General features: G+C 71.2%; 15 protein-coding genes and 2 tRNA genes. 11 read left to right on the top strand and 6 right to left on the bottom strand.

Annotation, left to right across the window (positions count from 1 at the left end):
• Positions 1-168 precede the first annotated feature (168 nt).
• The 5 genes from B8281_RS03870 to rpmH all read right to left on the bottom strand — a co-directional run bounded on the left by B8281_RS03870 (position 169) and on the right by rpmH (position 2,732).
• The gene (locus B8281_RS03870; protein ID WP_034651924.1) at positions 169-696 is read right to left on the bottom strand and encodes a R3H domain-containing nucleic acid-binding protein; all 528 of its coding nucleotides are present in this window, start codon (positions 694-696) and stop codon (positions 169-171) included.
• Between the two features lie 39 nt (positions 697-735).
• A complete protein-coding gene (yidC, locus tag B8281_RS03865; RefSeq protein WP_043651562.1) occupies positions 736-1,827 on the bottom strand; it encodes a membrane protein insertase YidC in 1,092 nt (363 codons plus the stop codon).
• Positions 1,828-1,887: 60 nt separating this feature from the next.
• Positions 1,888-2,223: a membrane protein insertion efficiency factor YidD gene (gene yidD / locus B8281_RS20075; protein ID WP_021479903.1), complete on the bottom strand. Its 336-nt coding sequence runs from the start codon at positions 2,221-2,223 to the stop codon at positions 1,888-1,890.
• Positions 2,220-2,525, bottom strand: coding sequence for a ribonuclease P protein component (rnpA, locus tag B8281_RS03855; RefSeq protein WP_369824965.1), 306 nt, complete (start codon positions 2,523-2,525; stop codon positions 2,220-2,222). Before rnpA ends, yidD begins: the two co-directional genes overlap by 4 nt.
• 69 nt (positions 2,526-2,594) lie before the next feature.
• The gene (gene rpmH, locus B8281_RS03850; RefSeq protein WP_034225701.1) at positions 2,595-2,732 is read right to left on the bottom strand and encodes a 50S ribosomal protein L34; all 138 of its coding nucleotides are present in this window, start codon (positions 2,730-2,732) and stop codon (positions 2,595-2,597) included.
• A 544-nt stretch (positions 2,733-3,276) separates the two neighbouring features.
• Between rpmH and dnaA the strand changes: the two genes are divergently transcribed.
• The 5 genes from dnaA to B8281_RS03825 all read left to right on the top strand — a co-directional run bounded on the left by dnaA (position 3,277) and on the right by B8281_RS03825 (position 10,275).
• A complete protein-coding gene (gene dnaA, locus B8281_RS03845) occupies positions 3,277-4,698 on the top strand; it encodes a chromosomal replication initiator protein DnaA (protein ID WP_043651559.1) in 1,422 nt (473 codons plus the stop codon).
• Between the two features lie 1,506 nt (positions 4,699-6,204).
• Positions 6,205-7,335 (top strand): DNA polymerase III subunit beta, encoded by a 1,131-nt coding sequence (dnaN, locus tag B8281_RS03840; RefSeq protein WP_034651929.1) that lies wholly within the window; start codon positions 6,205-6,207, stop codon positions 7,333-7,335.
• A 52-nt stretch (positions 7,336-7,387) separates the two neighbouring features.
• Complete coding sequence (gene gnd / locus B8281_RS03835; protein WP_034651935.1) at positions 7,388-8,326, top strand: phosphogluconate dehydrogenase (NAD(+)-dependent, decarboxylating); 939 nt, start codon at positions 7,388-7,390, stop codon at positions 8,324-8,326.
• Between the two features lie 37 nt (positions 8,327-8,363).
• Positions 8,364-9,668 (top strand): DNA replication/repair protein RecF, encoded by a 1,305-nt coding sequence (gene recF, locus B8281_RS03830; RefSeq protein ID WP_085386967.1) that lies wholly within the window; start codon positions 8,364-8,366, stop codon positions 9,666-9,668.
• A 106-nt stretch (positions 9,669-9,774) separates the two neighbouring features.
• The gene (locus B8281_RS03825; RefSeq protein WP_061268303.1) at positions 9,775-10,275 is read left to right on the top strand and encodes a DUF721 domain-containing protein; all 501 of its coding nucleotides are present in this window, start codon (positions 9,775-9,777) and stop codon (positions 10,273-10,275) included.
• A gap of 92 nt (positions 10,276-10,367) precedes the next feature.
• On the opposite strand, the gene B8281_RS03820 is transcribed toward B8281_RS03825, so the two are convergent.
• Positions 10,368-11,930 carry a hypothetical protein gene (locus B8281_RS03820; RefSeq protein WP_085386966.1) on the bottom strand — a complete coding sequence of 521 codons (1,563 nt, stop codon included), beginning with the start codon at positions 11,928-11,930 and terminating at the stop codon, positions 10,368-10,370.
• 561 nt (positions 11,931-12,491) lie between these two features.
• On the opposite strand from B8281_RS03820, the gene gyrB reads away from it, so the two are divergent.
• The 6 genes from gyrB (at position 12,492) to B8281_RS03795 (ending at position 18,858) form a co-directional block, all read left to right on the top strand.
• Complete coding sequence (gene gyrB, locus B8281_RS03815) at positions 12,492-14,567, top strand: DNA topoisomerase (ATP-hydrolyzing) subunit B (protein WP_031315400.1); 2,076 nt, start codon at positions 12,492-12,494, stop codon at positions 14,565-14,567.
• A 183-nt stretch (positions 14,568-14,750) separates the two neighbouring features.
• Positions 14,751-17,390: a DNA gyrase subunit A gene (gyrA, locus tag B8281_RS03810; protein WP_232322760.1), complete on the top strand. Its 2,640-nt coding sequence runs from the start codon at positions 14,751-14,753 to the stop codon at positions 17,388-17,390.
• On the top strand, positions 17,387-18,397 hold the full coding sequence (locus tag B8281_RS19110) for a DUF3566 domain-containing protein (RefSeq protein ID WP_085386964.1): 1,011 nt from the start codon (positions 17,387-17,389) through the stop codon (positions 18,395-18,397). The genes gyrA and B8281_RS19110 overlap by 4 nt, the downstream gene beginning before the upstream one ends.
• 127 nt (positions 18,398-18,524) lie before the next feature.
• Positions 18,525-18,598 (top strand) — tRNA-Ile (locus B8281_RS03800).
• A gap of 26 nt (positions 18,599-18,624) precedes the next feature.
• On the top strand, positions 18,625-18,744 hold the full coding sequence (locus tag B8281_RS19695) for a DLW-39 family protein (protein ID WP_021483216.1): 120 nt from the start codon (positions 18,625-18,627) through the stop codon (positions 18,742-18,744).
• 38 nt (positions 18,745-18,782) lie between these two features.
• Positions 18,783-18,858: transfer RNA gene (locus tag B8281_RS03795), tRNA-Ala, on the top strand.
• Positions 18,859-19,057 lie beyond the last annotated feature (199 nt).

The following is a 19,057-nucleotide window of genomic DNA, read 5'->3' as shown; positions in this document are numbered from 1 at the left end:
CGCGCCCCGCATCTCCTGTGCGGTTCCCCTGCCGGCGGGATCGTCAGCAGTTCCGCACCCAGAGTCACTCGCAGCTCGTGGGCACCTGCACACCCTCAGGAACGCACTTCGCCCCGCGTTTCACGTGAAACGCGGGGCGAAGAAGCGGAGGGGTCGTCTCCGACGGTGTCAGTCTGCCGGGTAGATGACGACGTAGCGCTGCGGCTCGACACCCTCCGAGTCGCTCCGCAGCCCTGCTGCGGCCACGGCGTCGTGGATGACCTTGCGCTCGAAGGCGTTGAGCGGCTCGAGCGAAACCTTGGTGCCCTCGGCACGCACGCGCTCGATCGCCTCTGCGGCCTGCGCCGTGAGCTCACGACGGCGGCCCGCACGGAAGCCGGCGACGTCGAGCATCAGGCGGCTCCGCTCCCCCGTCCTGGCCTGCACGGCGAGACGCGTCAGCTCCTGCAGCGCATCGAGCACCTCGCCGTCGTCGCCCACGAGAGAGCTCAGAGCGGCGGGGTCGTCCGCGACGATCTCGACAGCGGCCCGGTCGTGCTCGACGTCGATGTCGATGTCACCGTCGAGGTCCGCGATGTCGAGGAGCTCCTCGAGGTAGTCCGCCGCGATCTCCCCTTCCTCCTCGAGTCGGGTGGTCTCCGGGGCGGATTCCTCGGTGGACGTCGCGTCGGGCGCGGGCGTCTCGGTAGGCGTCATGCGTTGCTCCTCACGGCACGTGCGCGCTCGGGCGCAGGTCTACTTCTGCTTCTTCTTCTTGGGCGCGGGCTTCGACGCGCCGGTCCCGGACCCGCCCTTCGCGGCACCGCCCGGTGCCGGCTTGTCCGCCGGGGCATCCTCCACCGGGGCATCCTCCGGGGTGGTCGCGGACACCGTCCCGACGGGACGGGGGGCGCTCTTCTGGCGGTCCTTGCGCTTGGGCTGCTGACGCTGGCCGCGAGGCTGCTCGATGACCGGCGTCGCGTCCTCGACGACGCCCTTCGCCGCGCGCTTGCGCGCCTGGCGCTCCTTGAGGAGGCGCTCCGCCTCCGAACCCGGGGCCGGCATGCGTCGGATCGTGTAGAACTGCTGCCCCATCGACCAGAGGTTCGTCGTGGTCCAGTAGACGAGGACGCCGACGGGGAAGTTCACGCCGGAGACGGCGAAGATGAAGGGGAAGACGTAGAGCATCATCTTCTGCGTCGAGGCCATCGGGCCCTCGAGAGCGGCCTTCGGCATGTTCTTCATCGTGAGCTGTCGCTGCGTGAAGAACGTCGTCGCGCACATCGCCAGGATGAGCACGGCGATGACGATGCGGGTCTGCAGGTCGTCCGTCTGGAGGAAGACGTCGGAGAGCTTGGCTCCGAAGACCGACGAGCTCTCGATGTCGCTCGCCACCGAAGCGTCGATCGGTCCGATGCTGTCGCGCGAGTACGTACCGTCCGAGATCGGCTTCAGCGAGTTCAGCACCCGGAAGAGTGCGAAGAAGATCGGCGACTGGAGCAGGATCGGCATGCACGAGGCGAAGGGGTTCGTCCCGTGCTTGCGGTAGAGCTCCATCGTCTCGCGGCTCATGGCCTCACGAGACGCGGGGTCCGTCTTCCCCTTGTACTTCTTCTGGATCGCCTGCATCTCGGGCTGCAGCAGCTGCATGCCGCGCGACGCCTTGATCTGCTTGAAGAACAGCGGGATCAGCAGGATGCGGATGATGATGACCAGGCCGACGATCGACAGGACCCAGGCGGGCCCCGGGCCGTCGGAGAACCCCAGGAACGTGAGTCCCTGGTGGCAGAAGTACATGATCCAGGCGACTACCCACTCGATCGGGTAGAGAAACGCGAAGAAGTCCATCCGTGACTGCTCCCTCAACTTCGGACAAAGCGTGTGAAAGCCCGTTTCCCGGGCAGCGGGCTAGTGCGTGTGTCGTGCCGGCGGAACGTCGTCGACCCCACCGAGGCTCCAGGGGTTGCAGCGCAGCAGCCGCCAGAGGGCGAGGCCCGTTCCGCGCAGGGCGCCGTGACGACGCACCGCCGTGAGGGCGTACTGGGAGCAGGACGGGTAGTACTTGCACGTGGGCCCGGTCATCGGGGAGATCACCGACTGGTAGGCCCTGATCATGCCGATCAGCGTGAGAGCGGGGACCCGGCGCAGCAGGTCGACGACCCGGCGGACGATGCCGCGCTCGTCGGTCCCCGGCTCCTCGGGCGAGGACGGCGCAGGGACGCGCGGCGGGTGGGTCGTCGTCATCGACGCTCGCCCGCTCGCTCGTCGAGCCGACGGGTCGCACGTACGAGACCGCTGTCGAGGTCGGCGCTGAGCTCCTCGAAGGAGGCGAGCGCCGCGCCGGGAAGCGCGCGGACGACGGCGCGCCCGTGCGCGGGCAGCACGGAGAGGCGCGACGCCGTGGCGGCACGCAGTCGGCGCTTCACGAGGTTGCGGTGCACCGCGTTCCCCACTGCCTTGGAGACGACGAAGCCGACCTGCGGCTGGGCAGCGCCCTCGGGATCCTCCGAGAGGTGCACGACCACGGTCGACCTACCAGCACGCACGCCGCGGCGCACCGCCCGCTCGAAATCGACGGAACGGCGCAGTCGGTGCGCCGCGGGGAGCACGTGCGATCAGGCAGAGAGCTCGGTGCGGCCCTTGCGGCGGCGGGCAGCCAGGATGGCGCGGCCGGCGCGGGTCCGCATGCGCAGCCGGAAGCCGTGGGTCTTCGCCCGGCGCCGGTTGTTCGGCTGGAAGGTCCGCTTGCTCACGAGGTACTCCAAGAACGTCGGGGAGGTACACCGTCTATGTCCTCGACGATGCAGTGACAGGCTCCGGTTGGCTCCTGCCGGTGGTTCGGGTCGTGCGCCGGACGGTCCCCCGCCCGGTCACCGCTCAGGCGCGCGGACCGGATGGCCATTGCTGGGGGCACCGGGTCCTCGCAGGGAGTTCCTGACGTGAGGCCTCGCGTCGAGTTTCCTCCACGCGGGCGCGCCAAGAACACCTGGAACGGCTGTCTGACGTTACGCTGCGCGACCCCTCCGGGTCAAACCACGACGGGTGACCTTCGCCGCGTGCGACGATGGCGCGGCGTCGTCCCGGATCCCGGCATCCTGCCGGTGAGAGCATCCTCACCCTACAACCCACAGCCTGTGGACAACTATGTGGATGAGGGGTTCCCGTGGCACGATCGACCCCAGCATCACCCCATCCGTGACCTTCTCCTCGTCGGCGCACCCCCGCCCGGCTCGTCAGCGTGCTCGACGGCCGGAGCTCTGCCCGGCGCACGCTGTCGACCCCCGTGAGGAACTGCCCGTGGCCAACCCGGACGAGAACATCGCCGACGTCTGGGCACAGACCCTGAGCATCCTCGAGGCGAGCCCGGACATCACCCCGCGGCAGATCGCGTTCATCCGGCTGGCCAAGCCGCTGGCGATCCTGGACGACACCGTCTTCATCGCGGTTCCCCACGAGCAGACCCGCACGTACCTCGAGACGCGCGTCCGGGACGAGCTGGTGACCGCGATGTCGTCCTGCCTCGGGCGCGACGTCCGGTTCGGCATCACCGTCGACCCGGAGCTCAGCTCCGACCCCGTCCTCGCGCCCGCGTCGCGGCCGGCGGTGGAGCGCCCCTACATCGAGCCCGACGACGTGCTCCTCCCTGACCTGCCGGCACCTCCCCCGCCGCGTCCCCAGGCCGAGCCGAGCCGGCTGAACCCCAAGTACGTCTTCGAGACGTTCGTCATCGGCTCCTCCAACCGGTTCGCGCACGCCGCCGCGGTCGCGGTGGCCGAGGCACCCGCCAAGGCCTACAACCCGCTGTTCATCTACGGGGACTCCGGGCTCGGCAAGACGCACCTGCTGCACGCGATCGGGCACTACGCCCACAACCTGTACCCCAACGTGCGCGTGCGCTACGTGAACTCGGAGGAGTTCACGAACGACTTCATCAACTCCATCGGTGAGGGCAAGGCCGGGGCGTTCCAACGGCGCTACCGCGACGTCGACGTGCTCCTCATCGACGACATCCAGTTCCTGCAGGGCAAGGAGCAGACGATGGAGGAGTTCTTCCACACCTTCAACGCGCTGCACAACGCCAACAAGCAGGTCGTCATCACGTCCGACCTGCCCCCCAAGCAGCTCAACGGGTTCGAGGACCGCCTGCGCTCCCGGTTCGAGTGGGGCCTCATCACGGACGTCCAGCCGCCGGACCTCGAGACGCGCATCGCGATCCTCCGCAAGAAGGCGTCGAGCGAACGCCTCGCCGCTCCGGACGACGTGCTGTCCTACATCGGGTCGCGCATCTCGACGAACATCCGGGAGCTCGAGGGCGCGCTGATCCGTGTCACCGCGTTCGCGAACCTCAACCGCCAGCAGGTCGACCTCCCGCTCGCGGAGATCGTGCTGAAGGACCTCATCACCGACGAGGACAGCGCGGAGATCACCCCCGCCGCGATCATCGCGCAGACGGCCGCGTACTTCGGCCTGACGATCGACGACCTCTGCGGCAGCTCGCGATCGCGCGTCCTCGTCACCGCTCGCCAGATCGCGATGTACCTGTGCCGCGAGCTCACCGACCTGTCGCTCCCGAAGATCGGGCAGCAGTTCGGCGGCCGCGACCACACGACGGTCATGCACGCGAACCGCAAGATCACCGAGCAGATGGCCGAGCGCCGCTCCACGTACAACCAGGTCACGGAGCTCACGAGCCGGATCAAGCAGCAGCACCGCGGCTGAGGCGGCGCGGCCGTGCCCGGACGGTGCTGCTCCTCGACTCGACGACGTGCTCACCGCGGCTCTCTCCCCTCACCGTGCGGCTCGGTCCCGGACGAGGCGGGTCGCTCCCGCCGCCCCTGCGCACCGGGGCTCCCTGAGCCCACGGCGGGTCCGCCGTACGGCGGGCGACCGCACATCCCCGCCGCTCTGCCTCGCACCCGGGCACGACGCAGCCCTCGGCACGCGTCGCGGCCGGCGTCGCGGCCGGGCGTCGCGGCCGGCGTCGCGGCCGGGCTCTCTCGCGTCGCACCGCACGCCCCCGGTGGCCCTCCGTGTCACGCGCCCCCAGTGGCCTTCCTCGACCTGCGTCGAGCTCGGACGATCCACATCGATCGCGTTCCAGGCCTCTGCCCGGATTCCTGCTATCCCCGCGGAGCGGGTCCGAGATCACCGAGATCCCTCGGCGACCATCCGATCTTCTTCCGGCTGTCGAGCCTCGTCGCGACGAGACGCCGTCCGACGACCCCGGACGGACCGGACGCACCCCTCCCCGAGCGGCATGTCATCGGCCTTGTCCACCGCCGCCGGACGGTGTCGCCAGCTCGTCACGGACCCCGAAGACCCTTCCTCACCGGTCTCGCGTGCTGTCCACAGGGTTGCCCACTGCGGTGCCATATTCTGTGGATATCGGCTCCAAGCGACCACGCGACTCCCCAGCCACGGTCGTGAACGACACTCGTACACAGCATGTGGGTGGAGTTGTCCACAGTCATCCACAGGACTCCTGTGGGTATTCACATCCGCGGAATGCGGACGACGACGGTGGACCACAGGGTCTCGTGTGTCGCGACAAATCCTGACAACATCATGGTTTTCCCCCCGAAACCTGTGGATGGACGCCCTCGTACACACCCTGTGGACGGCCCACCCGGACCGGGCCTGTGCACAGTTCTGTGGACAGTTGTGGACGAAGGCCCTCTGGGTGTGGACGGGGCACCCTCGATCGGTGGACGACGTGTGGGGACAGATCGGCCGCCCACAGGCGCCGCGACTTTCCCACACTGGGCTCACCGGTTCGTCCACACGCATTTGTGCCCTCTGACCTGGGCGGACACCGGTTTTCCACGAGATCCACAACCCCTATGACGACGACGAAAGTGTTCTCAGAGGGGAAATTCCACACGCCTTCATCAGGCTCCGGCGGCCGACGGTGCGACCTGTGCTCCACGAGCCTGCTCCCGATCCTCGTCGAGCCGCGGCGAGCGCGCGACGTCGGCGGAGACCGCCGTCGGGCCTCCATCCCCAGGCCCGCCGTTCCAGTTCCTCCCACCCGCCTCCTCGCGTAGGGTTCATGCACGACACGTGTGCGCGGACCTGCGACCCGGCACCTCGTGTCCACAGCGGCAGACCTGCCCGGTGGACGAGCGAGGACGAGCGGCCCCGACGGCGAGCCCGGCGTCGCGGCGAAGCAGGACGGCACATGTGAAGATCGGGTCCGACCGAGACGTGGGGACGAGAGGGTGTGGGATGAAGTTCCGGGTTGAGCGTGATGTCCTGGCCGACGCGGTGACCTGGACGGCGCGAACCCTGCCGACCCGCCCGCCCGCGCCCGTCCTCGCCGGGGTCCGGCTCGAGGCCGACGCGTCGGGGACCATCGGGCTGTCGAGCTTCGACTACGAGGTCTCGGCCCGGTCGGAGATCCCCGCCGAGGTCAGCGAGCCCGGCACGGTCCTCGTCTCCGGCCGGCTGCTCGCCGAGATATCCCGGGCGCTGCCCGCGAAGCCCGTGGATGTCGTCCTCGAGGGCAACAAGGTCACGGTGACGTGCGGCGCGAGCCGGTTCACGCTCCTCACCATGCCGGTGGACGAGTACCCGGCGCTGCCCGCGATGCCCGAGCTCTCCGGCACCGTCTCGGGCGACGAGCTGACGAACGCCGTCGCGCAGGTCACGGTGGCGGCGAGCCGCGACGACACGCTCCCCCTCCTCACGGGCGTGCGCGTCGAGATCGAGGGCGAGAAGATCACGCTCCTCGCGACGGACCGGTACCGCCTCGCCCTGCGCGAGCTCACCTGGACGCCCGTCACCCCGAGCTACTCCGCCGTCGCCCTCGTGCGCGCGCGCACCCTCAACGACGTGGCGAAGTCCCTCGGCGGCTCGGGCCTCGTCAACATCGGGCTCAACACGGGCGCCGGCGTGGACCTCATCGGCTTCGAGGCCGGGGGCCGTCACACGACGTCGCAGCTCGTCGACGGCGACTACCCCGCCGTGCGCCGGCTCTTCCCGGACGAGACGCCCATCCACGCCGTCGTCCCCACCGCCCCGCTCATCGACGCCGCCAAGCGCGTGTCCCTGGTCGCCGAGCGCAACACGCCGATCCGTCTGTCGTTCACGGACGGGCAGGTCGTCCTGGACGCCGGGCAGGGCGACGACGCGCAGGCGTCCGAGGCGCTGGAGGCGGTGCTCGTCGGCGAGGACATCTCGGTGGCGTTCAACCCGCAGTTCCTGCTCGACGGCCTGGGCGCGCTCGGCACCGACTTCGTGCGCCTGAGCTTCACGCACCCGAACAAGCCGGTCGAGTTCACGGGTCAGGACTCCCTGGACGGCGAGGACTCGTCCCACTACCGCTACCTGCTGGTGCCGATCCGCTTCGCCGGCTGACCCCGACGGAGCCGGACGGCTCGCACCGCACCACCGCACCCGGAGGACTCGTATGGTCACGCGCATCGGCCTCGTCGGCCTCGGCAAGATGGGCAACAACATGCGGGCGCGCGTCCGCGCCGCCGGCATCGAGGTCGTCGGCTACGACCCTCGTCCGGAGGTGTCCGACGTCGCGACGCTCGCCGACCTCGTCGCGGCACTGCCCGACGACGGCCCGCGCATCGTGTGGGTCATGGTCCCGGCGGGCGACGCGACCCGCGGCGTGGTCACCGAGCTCGGCGGCCTGCTCGGCGAGGGCGACTTCGTCATCGAGGGCGGGAACTCCTACTACGCCGAGGACCAGGCGCGGGCCGCGGAGCTGGCCGAGAAGGGCGTCGGCTACCTCGACGTCGGCGTCTCGGGCGGCGTCTGGGGCCTCGAGAACGGCTACGGGCTCATGGTCGGCGGGGACCGGACGTACGTCGAGGCGGCCATGCCGGTCTTCGACGCGCTGCGTCCCGACGGCCCGCGCGAGGAGGGCTTCGTCCACGCGGGCGAGGTCGGCGCCGGGCACTTCGCGAAGATGGTCCACAACGGCATCGAGTACGGGCTCATGCAGGCGTACGCCGAGGGCTACGAGCTCCTCGCCGCGAAGAGCGAGCTCGTCAAGGACGTGCACGGCACGATGAAGGCGTGGACCCGTGGCACGGTCGTGCGCTCGTGGCTCCTCGACCTCTTCGTCAAGGCGCTCGAGGAGGACCCGCAGCTCGCCGCGATCGACGACTGGGTCGACGACTCCGGCGAGGGCCGCTGGACGGTCGACGAGGCGATCGACAACGCCGTCCCGCTGCCCGTGATCTCCGCCGCCCTCTTCGCGCGCTTCGCCTCGCGTCAGGAGCAGTCGCCCGCGCTCAAGGCCGTCGCCGCGCTGCGCCAGCAGTTCGGCGGGCACGCGGTCAAGGCGGCCGGTCCGGCCTCCCCGGGAGCCGGGCCGCTCGAACCCCCGGCCTGACCGGTCCCCGCCGACCTCCTCGACCCTCGCCGCACCGATGTACGTCTCGCACCTCTCCCTGGTCGACTTCCGCTCGTACGAGTCCGTCGACGTCGAGCTCGTCCCGGGCGTGAACGCGCTCGTCGGGCAGAACGGGCAGGGCAAGACGAACCTCGTCGAGGCGATCGGGTACGTCGCGACGCTCGCGAGCCACCGTGTCGCGGGCGACGCCGCGCTCGTCCGTGCGGGGGCCACGCGCGCGGTTGTGCGGACGCGCGTCGTGCGGGGCGACCGGGCGAGCACCGTGGAGCTCGAGATCGCGTCGGGGCGGGCCAACAGGGCGCGGATCAACCGGTCCCCGGCCCAGCGGCCGCGCGACGTGCTCGGCATCGTCCGGACCGTGCTCTTCGCGCCGGAGGACCTCGCGCTCGTCAAGGGCGACCCGGACGGACGGCGCCGCTTTCTCGACCAGCTCGCGGTGCTCCTGGTGCCGCGCGTGGCGGCGCTCCTTGCGGACTACGACCGGGTGCTGCGCCAGCGCGGCGCGCTGCTCAAGTCGGCGACGGCGCTGCGCGGGCGCGGCCGGCGGAGGCCGTCCGCCGCCGAGCCGCCGCCCGACGACGACGCGCCCGAGACCGCGGCCTCGCCGCTCGCGACGCTCGAGGTGTGGGACGCGCGTCTCGCGAGCCTCGGCGCGGAGATCACGGCGCTGCGCCTGCAGCTCGTGGCCGCGCTCACGCCCTACGTCGCGGAGGCGTACGAGCAGGTCAGCGCGGGGCAGGGCGAGGCGCGCATCGCGTACCGCTCGTCCGTGGACGAGGCGCTCGACGCGGACGACGGTCGGGTGGGGCCGCCCGCGGCGGGTGACGCCGCGGACCCGGGCGACGGACCGGCGTCGGGCATCCCCGACGTGGCGGCGCTCGAGAGGCGCATGCTGGAGGCCATGGAGGCCGTGCGCGCGAAGGAGGTCGACCGCGGGGTGAACCTCGTCGGTCCCCACCGCGACGACCTCGTCCTCACCCTGGGCGGCCTCCCGGCGAAGGGCTACGCGAGCCACGGCGAGTCGTGGTCGTTCGCGCTCGCGCTGCGACTCGCGTCGTACCGGCTGCTGCGCGACGGCGCTCCCGCGGGCCTCGACTCGCTCCTGTGGGCAGACCAGTGGGGGCCCGACGGCGAGCCGATCCTCGTGCTCGACGACGTGTTCGCCGAGCTCGACGTCCGCCGGCGCGAGCGGCTCGCCGAGCTCGTGGCCGACGCGGGCCAGGTGATCATCACCGCGGCCGTGCCCGACGACGTCCCGAGCCGGCTCGACGGCGCGCGGTTCGCCGTGCACGACGGGACGGTGCACCGTGTCGAGGACTGAGCCCGCGAACCGGGACCCGGCGGACCGCCAGGACGACGACGCGCGCCCCGGCCCGGCCGACGACCTCCCGGAGCGACGCGCCACGGGGCTGCCCGTCGGCCACGTCGTGGAGCTGACCCCGCCGGCGGAGGTGGCGCGCCAGGCCCTGAACCGCGCCAAGGCGGCGGCGCGCGCAAAGGGGCTGCGGCCCGGGCAGGAGCCTCGCCGACGCATCCTGGCGGACCCGCCGACGTCGGGGGCGCGCCCGGGCGGCCGCGACCCGCAGCTCCTGGGCGACGTCGTCGCGCGCCTGCTGCGCGAGCGGGACTGGGTCGCGGACGTGTCGGTGGGGGGCGTCGTCGGGCGGTGGCGGGAGGTCGTGGGCGACCAGGTCGCGGACCACTGCGAGCCCGAGACGTTCGAGGACAAGGTGCTCGTCGTGCGGGCCGACTCGACGGCGTGGGCGACGCAGGTGCGGCTCCTCACGCCGCAGCTGCTCGAGCGGCTCGCGCGCGAGGTGGGCGAGGGGGTCGTCGAGACGGTGACCGTCCTCGGGCCGGCGGGACCGAGCTTCCGCCGGGGGAAGAAGTCCGTCCGCGGGCCGGGTCCCCGCGACACCTGGGGCTGAGAGGGTCCGGACCGACGACGAGGCCCGCCGTGCAGGGGGCACGGCGGGCCTCGCGGGTGGTGACCGGGGCGTTGGTCACCACGTCAGGGGGGTCACGCCTGGGCGCGACGGCGCAGCCAGAGCACCAGGGCCCCGCCGCCGACGAGCAGCGCGGCGAACGCGGCCGCGCCGGCGACCGTCGCACCGGTCGTGGCGAGCGCGGGGCCGGTCGGCTCCTCGGGCCCGGCGACGTCCTCGACGGCCACGGGGGCGACCGGCGGGTTCGCGCACGCGCTCGTCGCCGGCGGGTACTCGACCACGGTCGAGTACGACGGGTTGACCTCGAACAGCACCAGGGCGCCGTCGCGGGTCCAGGCGTAGTTGCCGTCGGTCTCCGTGTACGAGCCGTCCTCGTTCCGGACGAACCCGGGCCACTGCTTCGGCTCCTCTGCCGAGGCTCCCGGCCACAGGAGGGTCCCGCTGAGCGGCTGGTCCGTCACGACGTAGTCCTCGCCGCCGTTCGGGTGCAGGAAGGTGATCGTCAGCGGGGTCTCCGAGTCGACCGTGACGCCCTCGGGCAGGCCGATCTCGTAGCCGAGGTACGGGACGTCGCCCTGGCAGACGGCGCCGATCTCGCCGGGCACGAGCGCGCACGCCTCGTCGGACGGCAGGAGGTCCTCGAGCGGGAAGAGCGCGAAGCGGCCGTCCTCGGTCACGAGGTAGCCGAGACCCTCGGTCTCGAGGGAGAACGTCGCCTCGGCGTCCTTCGGCTCGGCGACGACGCCCTCCTCGGTGAGGGTGTACCGGACGTCCTCCGACTCGGCGGGGAGGTTCTGCTCGGTGAGCTCGGTGCCGCACACCTCGACGGCGGTCGGCACGTCCGGCGTGACGAGGACGTCGACCTCCTCCTGGACCGGCTGGGCAGGCGCACCGGGCCTCGGGGTGTCGCACGCGCCCTCGGGGAGGAGGTCGGCGAGGTCCTGGTGGTCCCACGCGACGAGCGTGCCCTCGGGGAACTCCCCGAGGTGCTTGCCGTCGGGCGAGTAGCGGATGTCCGTCGGGAGGTCGTCGAGACCGCCGGGCAGGTCCACGAGGTCCTGCTGGACGGCCCAGGCGGTGCACAGCTCGGCGGTGTCGACGCCGGGCTGGATCGCGCGGGCGACCTCGCGCACGTCGTCCAGGTCGAGGGGCTGCACGACCCAGGCCTTGTCCCACGGCTTCTCGGGCGCGGCGATCTCGGCGCTCGTGACGATCTTCTGCGGACCGGAGTTCTCCCAGGCCGCGTCCTTCGTGCGGTCCAGCTTGGGGTACACGTAGACGCCGACCTGGACCGGGGCGTCGGGCGTCTCGCAGGCCCGGGTCGAGCCGGACTGCTCGTAGTCGTACTGGCGGCCGTCGGACGCGTCGACGGAGACGGTCCAGGTGTGGTCCTGCGTGGGGTCGAGGTCGTACGACCGTGTGAGCTGGCGCTCGAAGGTCGTGGACTCGACCTCCTTCCCGTCCACGGTGACGGTGAGCTCGTTGCTCTTCTTCGAGTAGGCCCAGAGCTTCACCGAGAGCGTCGTGCAGTCGGCGGTGACGTCGGGCGTGTGAGCGGAGGCGGGTGCCGCGGTGGCCACGAGCAGGCCGCCGAGCGCGAGCGCTGTCGCCGCAGCGCTCGCGAGGAGTCTCTTCACTGAGTGGGGTCCCTTCGGGGTCGAGCCGCCCGCGTGGTATCGCTGCTGCGCGGACGACGCGCGAATCAGGATGGTGTGTGGTATTAGACCACTTTCCGCGTGAAACACCGATTCCCGACTTGTCCGCTGCGGTAGCGCTCCCACCTGGAGCGCAGGACGGTTGCTGCGGGCACTTTTCCGGCGACCGTCGACGGTCGCCCGAGCGTCGTGCACAGAGCCTGTGGACAACCGTGTGGAGAACTTCCGCCGGGACGGCGCGGATCGCGTCGCGAATGCCCTGCGAGATGTCCTCAGGACGGCCGAGATCCGCGGAATTCGGCTCGTGGCGGGTAGACTGGGGAGGTCATTCCGGGTCTTGTCACCACCCGCCCGCGCAACCCGTCCGCGGCGCCTCCACCGGCCGTCCGCGGCCGGTCGGACGCTCCTCGCACGGAGCCGGCGCAGGCGGCGGTGCGGGCCCGGAACCTTTGAGCAGCGGCGGCCGGTCCGGCACGGACACGGCGGTCGCGCGCACGACGACGAGGAGCAGTCCTGCCCGTGGCAGAGCACACCGACACCGCCATCCCCGACCCGACGGCGTCCGCGGAGGCGGCACCCTCGGCGGGCGGCGGCTACGACGCGAGCAACATCACCGTCCTCGAGGGCCTCGAGGCGGTCCGCAAGCGTCCGGGCATGTACATCGGCTCCACCGGTGAGCGCGGTCTCCACCACCTTGTGTACGAGATTGTGGATAACTCTGTGGACGAGGCCCTCGCCGGGCACGCGGACACGATCGACGTGACGCTCCTGGCCGACGGCGGCGTGCGCGTCGTCGACAACGGCCGTGGCATCCCCGTGGCGATCCACCCGACCGAGGGCAAGCCGACGCTCGAGGTCGTCATGACGATCCTCCACGCCGGGGGCAAGTTCGGCGGCGGCGGGTACGCCGTCTCCGGCGGTCTGCACGGCGTGGGCATGTCGGTCGTCAACGCGCTCTCGACGCGCATGGTGTCCGAGGTCCGGCGCGACGGGTACGCGTGGCGGCAGGAGTTCACCGAGGGCGGGAAGCCGGTCGCGCCGGTCGAGCGGCTCGAGCCGTCGCAGGAGACGGGCACGACGCAGACCTTCTGGGCCGACCCGGAGATCTTCGAGACGACCGACTACGACTTCGAGACCCTGCGGGCGCGCTTCCAGCAGATGGCGTTCCTCAACAAGGGGCTGCGCATCACGCTCACGGACGAGCGTCCGGCCCACCTCGACACCGGCGACGAGGTGACGGGCGGGGACGACGCGGCGGCGGACGCCGACGGCGTCTCGGAGGCCGACGGCACCGCCGCGGCCGGCTCGTCCCCCGCGCGCACCGTGACCTACAAGTACGACGGCGGCCTCGTCGACTACGTGAAGCACCTCAACACGGCGAAGAAGGTCGAGCTCGTCCACCCCGACGTCATCGACTTCGAGTCGGAGGACACGGAGAAGCGCATCTCGGTCGAGATCGCGATGCAGTGGACGAGCGCGTACTCGGAGTCCGTCCACACCTACGCGAACACGATCTCCACGACGGAGGGTGGCACGCACGAGGAGGGCTTCCGTGCGGCGATGACCTCGCTGGTCAACCGCTACGCGCGCGACAAGGGCATCCTCAAGGAGAAGGACGAGAACCTCACGGGCGACGACATCCGCGAGGGCCTGACGGCGGTCATCTCGGTGAAGCTCGGCGAGCCGCAGTTCGAGGGCCAGACGAAGACGAAGCTCGGCAACACCGAGGCGAAGACGTTCGTGCAGCGCGTCGTGCACGAGCAGCTCACCGACTGGTTCGACGCGCACCCGAACGAGGGTCGCGACGTCATCCGCAAGGCGATCCAGGCGTCGCAGGCGCGCCTCGCCGCCCGCAAGGCACGCGAGGCCACCCGCCGCAAGGGCCTGCTCGAGTCCGGCGGCATGCCGGGCAAGCTTCGCGACTGCCAGTCGAACCGCGCGGAGGAGTGCGAGATCTTCATCGTCGAGGGTGACTCCGCGGGCGGCTCGGCCGTGCGCGGGCGCAACCCCCGGACGCAGGCGATCCTGCCGATCCGCGGGAAGATCCTCAACGTCGAGCGCGCGCGCCTCGACCGGGCCCTGTCGAACCAGGAGGTCCAGTCGATCATCACGGCGTTCGGCACCGGCATCGGCGAGGACTTCGACCTCACGAAGCTCCGGTACCACAAGATCGTCCTCATGGCCGACGCCGACGTCGACGGCCAGCACATCGCGACGCTCCTGCTCACGCTGCTGTTCCGGTACATGCGCCCGCTCATCGAGAACGGGCACGTCTACCTCGCGCAGCCGCCGCTCTACCGGCTCAAGTGGTCGAACGCCCCGCACGACTACGTGTACTCCGACAAGGAGCGCGACGCTTTCCTCGCCGCCGGGCAGGCCGCCGGCAAGCGGATCCCCAAGGAGAACGGGATCCAGCGCTACAAGGGTCTGGGCGAGATGGACTACTCGGAGCTGTGGGACACGACCATGGACCCCGAGCACCGCACGCTCAACCAGGTGACCCTCGACGACGCCGCGGCGGCCGACGAGATCTTCTCCGTCCTCATGGGCGAGGACGTCGAGTCCCGCCGGAGCTTCATCCAGCGCAACGCGAAGGACGTGCGGTTCCTTGACATCTGAGCCGCTCCTCGCGGAGCCGGGGGGCGGCAGGACCGGACACCCCGGCGCGGCCCGCCCTCCCGGGCGGGTCCGGAGGTCTTCCAGGACGACGACGCACGAAGAGACGAACGAACGAGGTAGACCGTGACCGACGAGCAGAACCCCGAGAACGAGCCCACGGCTCCCGGCGACGGGTCCGAGGAGATCGTGCACGCCGACGGGACGGCGGTCGCGGTGCACCACGGGCGCATCGAGCAGGTGGACCTGCAGCTCGAGATGCAGCGGTCGTACCTCGACTACGCGATGAGCGTCATCGTGGGTCGTGCGCTGCCGGACGTGCGCGACGGCCTCAAGCCCGTCCACCGGCGCGTGTTGTACGCGATGTACGACGGCGGCTACCGCCCCGACCGCTCGTACTCGAAGTGCTCGCGCGTCGTCGGCGACGTCATGGGCAAGTTCCACCCGCACGGCGACAGCGCGATCTACGACGCGCTCGTGCGCCTCGTGCAGGACTGGTCGCTGCGCTACCCGCTCGTCGCCGGCCAGGGGAACTTCGGCTCCCCCGGCAACGACCCGGCGGCCGCCCCGCGGTACACCGAGTGCCGCATGGCGCCGATCGCCATGGAGATGGTCCGGGACATCGACAAGGACACCGTCGACTTCCAGGACAACTACGACGGCCGCACCCAGGAGCCGTCGGTCCTGCCGGCCCGGTTCCCGAACCTGCTGGTCAACGGCTCGGCGGGCATCGCCGTCGGCATGGCGACCAACATCCCGCCGCACAACCTCCGCGAGGTCGCGGCGGGCGTGCAGTGGCACCTCGACCACCCGGACGCCTCGCGCGAGGAGCTCCTCGCGGCGCTGCTGCAGCGCATCAAGGGCCCGGACTTCCCCACGGGCGCCACGATCCTCGGCCACAAGGGCATCGAGGAGGCGTACCGCACGGGCCGCGGCTCGATCACCATGCGCGCCGTGGTCAACGTGGAGGAGATCCAGGGCCGCGTGTGCCTCGTCGTCACGGAGCTCCCCTACCAGGTGAACCCGGACAACCTCGCCGCGAAGATCGCGGACCTCGTCAAGGAGGGCCGCATCCAGGGGATCGCGGACATCCGCGACGAGACGTCGGGCCGCACGGGCCAGCGCCTCGTCGTCGTGCTCAAGCGCGACGCGGTGGCGAAGGTCGTCCTCAACAACCTGTACAAGCACACCCAGCTCCAGGACACGTTCGGCGCGAACATGCTGGCGCTCGTCGACGGCGTGCCGCGCACGCTGAGCCTCGACGCGTTCGTCCGGCACTGGACGACGCACCAGCTCGACGTCGTCGTGCGCCGCACGCGGTACCTGCTGGCGGAGGCCGAGCGCAGCATCCACATCCTGCGCGGGTACCTCAAGGCGCTCGACGCGCTCGACGAGGTCATCGCGCTGATCCGGCGCTCGCCCGACGTCGAGGAGGCGCGCACGGGCCTCATGGAGCTGCTGGGCGTCGACGAGGTCCAGGCGACCGCGATCCTCAACCTCCAGCTGCGCCGACTTGCGGCCCTGGAGCGGCAGAAGATCCTCGACGACCACGACGCGCTCGAGCGCCAGATCCTCGACTACCAGGACATCCTGGCCAAGCCCGAGCGACAGCGGTCGATCGTGGGCGACGAGATGGGCGAGATCGTCGCGAAGTACGGCGACGAGCGTCGGACGACGATCCTCCCGTTCGACGGCGAGGTCTCCATCGAGGACCTCATCGCCGAGGAGGAGATGGTCGTCACCATCACGCGCGGCGGGTACGTGAAGCGGACGCGCAGCGACAGCTACCGCGCCCAGAAGCGCGGCGGCAAGGGCGTGCGCGGCACGCAGCTGCGCGAGGACGACATCGTCGACCACTTCTTCGTGACGACGACGCACCACTGGCTGCTGTTCTTCACGAACCTCGGCCGCGTCTACCGCGCGAAGGCGTACGAGCTCCCGGAGGGCGGGCGCGACGCCAAGGGTCAGCACGTCGCGAACCTGCTCGCGTTCCAGCCGGGCGAGAAGATCGCGCAGGTGCTCGACCTGCGCGACTACGACGCGGCGCAGTACCTGGTGCTCGCGACGCGTCGCGGCCTGGTGAAGAAGACGCGGCTGTCGGAGTACGACTCGCCGCGCTCGGGCGGCCTCATCGCGATCAACCTGCGCGAGGACGAGTCCGGGACGCCCGACGAGCTCGTCGCGGCGCTCCTCGTGGACGCCGACGACGACCTCATCCTCGTGTCGCGCAAGGGCCAGTCCATCCGCTTTCCCGCCGACGACGACACGATGCGGCCGCTCGGCCGCGCGACGTCGGGCGTCACGGGCATGAAGTTCCGCGACGGCGACGAGCTGCTCTCGGCCGACGTGGTCGAGGAGGGCTCCGACCTCTTCGTGGTCACGGAGGGCGGGTTCGCGAAGCGCACGCGGATCGACGAGTACCGCGTCCAGGGCCGCGGCGGTCTGGGCATCAAGGTCGCCAACCTGGTGGAGGCTCGTGGAGATCTCGTGGGGGCTCTGGTGACGGAGGCCGACGACGAGGTGCTGGTCATCATGGAGCGCGGGAAGATCGTGCGGTCCGCGGTCGGCGAGGTGAACCTCACCGGTCGGAACACGCAGGGGGTGACGTTCGCGAAGCCCGACAAGGGCGACCGCATCATCGCGGTCGCGCGGAACGTCGAGCGTCGTCTCGGAGAGGATCGGGATACCGTGGAGGGCGAGGACGGGACCGGCACGGCCCCGGGCGTCACCGACACGAGCAGCGCACCGACCACCGACGCGACCGCCTCGTCCGACGGGGCGGGCGGGACCGACCCGGCCCCCGGAACCACCGAGGAAACCAGATGAGCAGCGAGAACAACGCACCGCCGACCATCACGCCGCGGCTGACCGTGCCGCGGCCGGACACGGACGCGTCGGCACGCCCCGCGGCCGCGTCCCCGAGCCGGCACGGCGAGGCGGACGGGACGTCGTCGAACGGCTCGTCGAAGAAGGGCTCGTCGAAGGGCGCCTCGGCGCCGGCGACCCCGCGTGACGGGGCGACGGCCGCCGTCCCGCCGCCTCCCCCGCCGCCCCCGGGCCCGGCCGCCCAGGCCGCGCCCGCGCCCGCGCAGGGCACGGTGGACGACGACGGCATGGAGCGCGCGTCGGGCGAGAGCCGTGTCGCGGTCGCCCGGGCCGGGGCCGTGAAGGCGGCGGCCGCGGCGATCGCGGCGGCGAAGACGGCCGCGAAGAAGGTGTCGGCGGCGGTCCCCGCCGCACCCGCAGAGACGGAGCCCGAGCGCGGGCACGACGAGATCGACGACGAGACGGTGAGGCGCGTGCCCACGACCACCTCGGCCCCCACGAGCGCGGGTGCCGCCGGCGCTCCCGCCGGGGCCTCCATGCACTACTCCGCCGCCGGGGTGACGGGCACCGCGAGCCCGCTCACGGGCGCCACGCCCGCCGTGGGGACCGCGACGGGCGCGACGCCCGCCGTCCGGCCCGACGGCGGCCCGCGCCGCGTGCGGCTCGCGGTCTCGCGCATCGACCCGTGGTCCGCGATGAAGCTCGGCTTCCTCCTCGCGGTCGCCATCGGGATCATGACCGTCGTCGCGACCGCCGTCGTCTGGTACGTGCTCGACGGCATGCAGGTCTTCTTCAAGATCGAGGAGCTGTTCACGCAGATCGTCGGCACGGAGACGGACGTCGACATCCGTCAGTACGTCGCGTTCGGCCGCGTGATCTCGATCGCCACGCTGCTCGGCGTGGTGAACGTCGTCATCATCACGGCGCTCTCGACGATCATGGCGTTCCTGTACAACATCGTCGCGGCGCTCGTGGGTGGCGTGCACCTCACGCTCACCGACGACTGACCGCGCACCGGCTCCCCGACCGGGACGCACGGGCCCTCGGTTTGGGTCTGCGGCTCCCGGTGGGGTAACCTCAATCGCTGCCTGCGAGCGGAGCAGCCCTCCTGGGGCTGTCCGGCGAGGCGCGTGCGGGCCTATAGCTCAGACGGTTAGAGCGCTTCCCTGATAAGGAAGAGGTCAGAGGTTCAAGTCCTCTTAGGCCCACTGCCAACCCACTCGAGGGGAACATCATGAAGAAGCTTCTGCTCCTGCTCCTCGCTGCCGGCGCCGGGTACCTCGTGTGGCGCAAGTACACGGAGGACAACGCCGAGCGCGACCTCTGGGCAGAGGTCACCGACACCTTCGAGTGAGCACCTCTCGCCGCTGACCGGCCCCGGCCGCGTCACCCGGGGCCATGGCGCAATTGGTAGCGCACCTGCTTTGCAAGCAGGGGGTTGGGGGTTCGAGTCCCCCTGGCTCCACCATCGTCACGACCACGAAGACCCCGTCCGGCTGCGGACGGGGTCTTCGTGCGTCCGGCCTCGGCGTCGGCGTGCCCGCCGCCGAGGCTGCGTGCTGCCGCCGCGTGCCGCCGCCGTGCCCGCGTGCTCGTGAGGTCTCCGCCCCTGGGGGACGACGAGGGGCCCGTCCCTGCTGGGACGGGCCCCTCGGTCGTCTGTCACC

Origin of the sequence: Cellulosimicrobium sp. TH-20, assembly GCF_002105775.1 — a bacterium.
In the GTDB taxonomy this organism is placed as follows: Bacteria; Actinomycetota; Actinomycetes; order Actinomycetales; family Cellulomonadaceae; genus Cellulosimicrobium; species Cellulosimicrobium funkei.
This window is presented reverse-complemented; position numbering and strand designations above follow the sequence as displayed.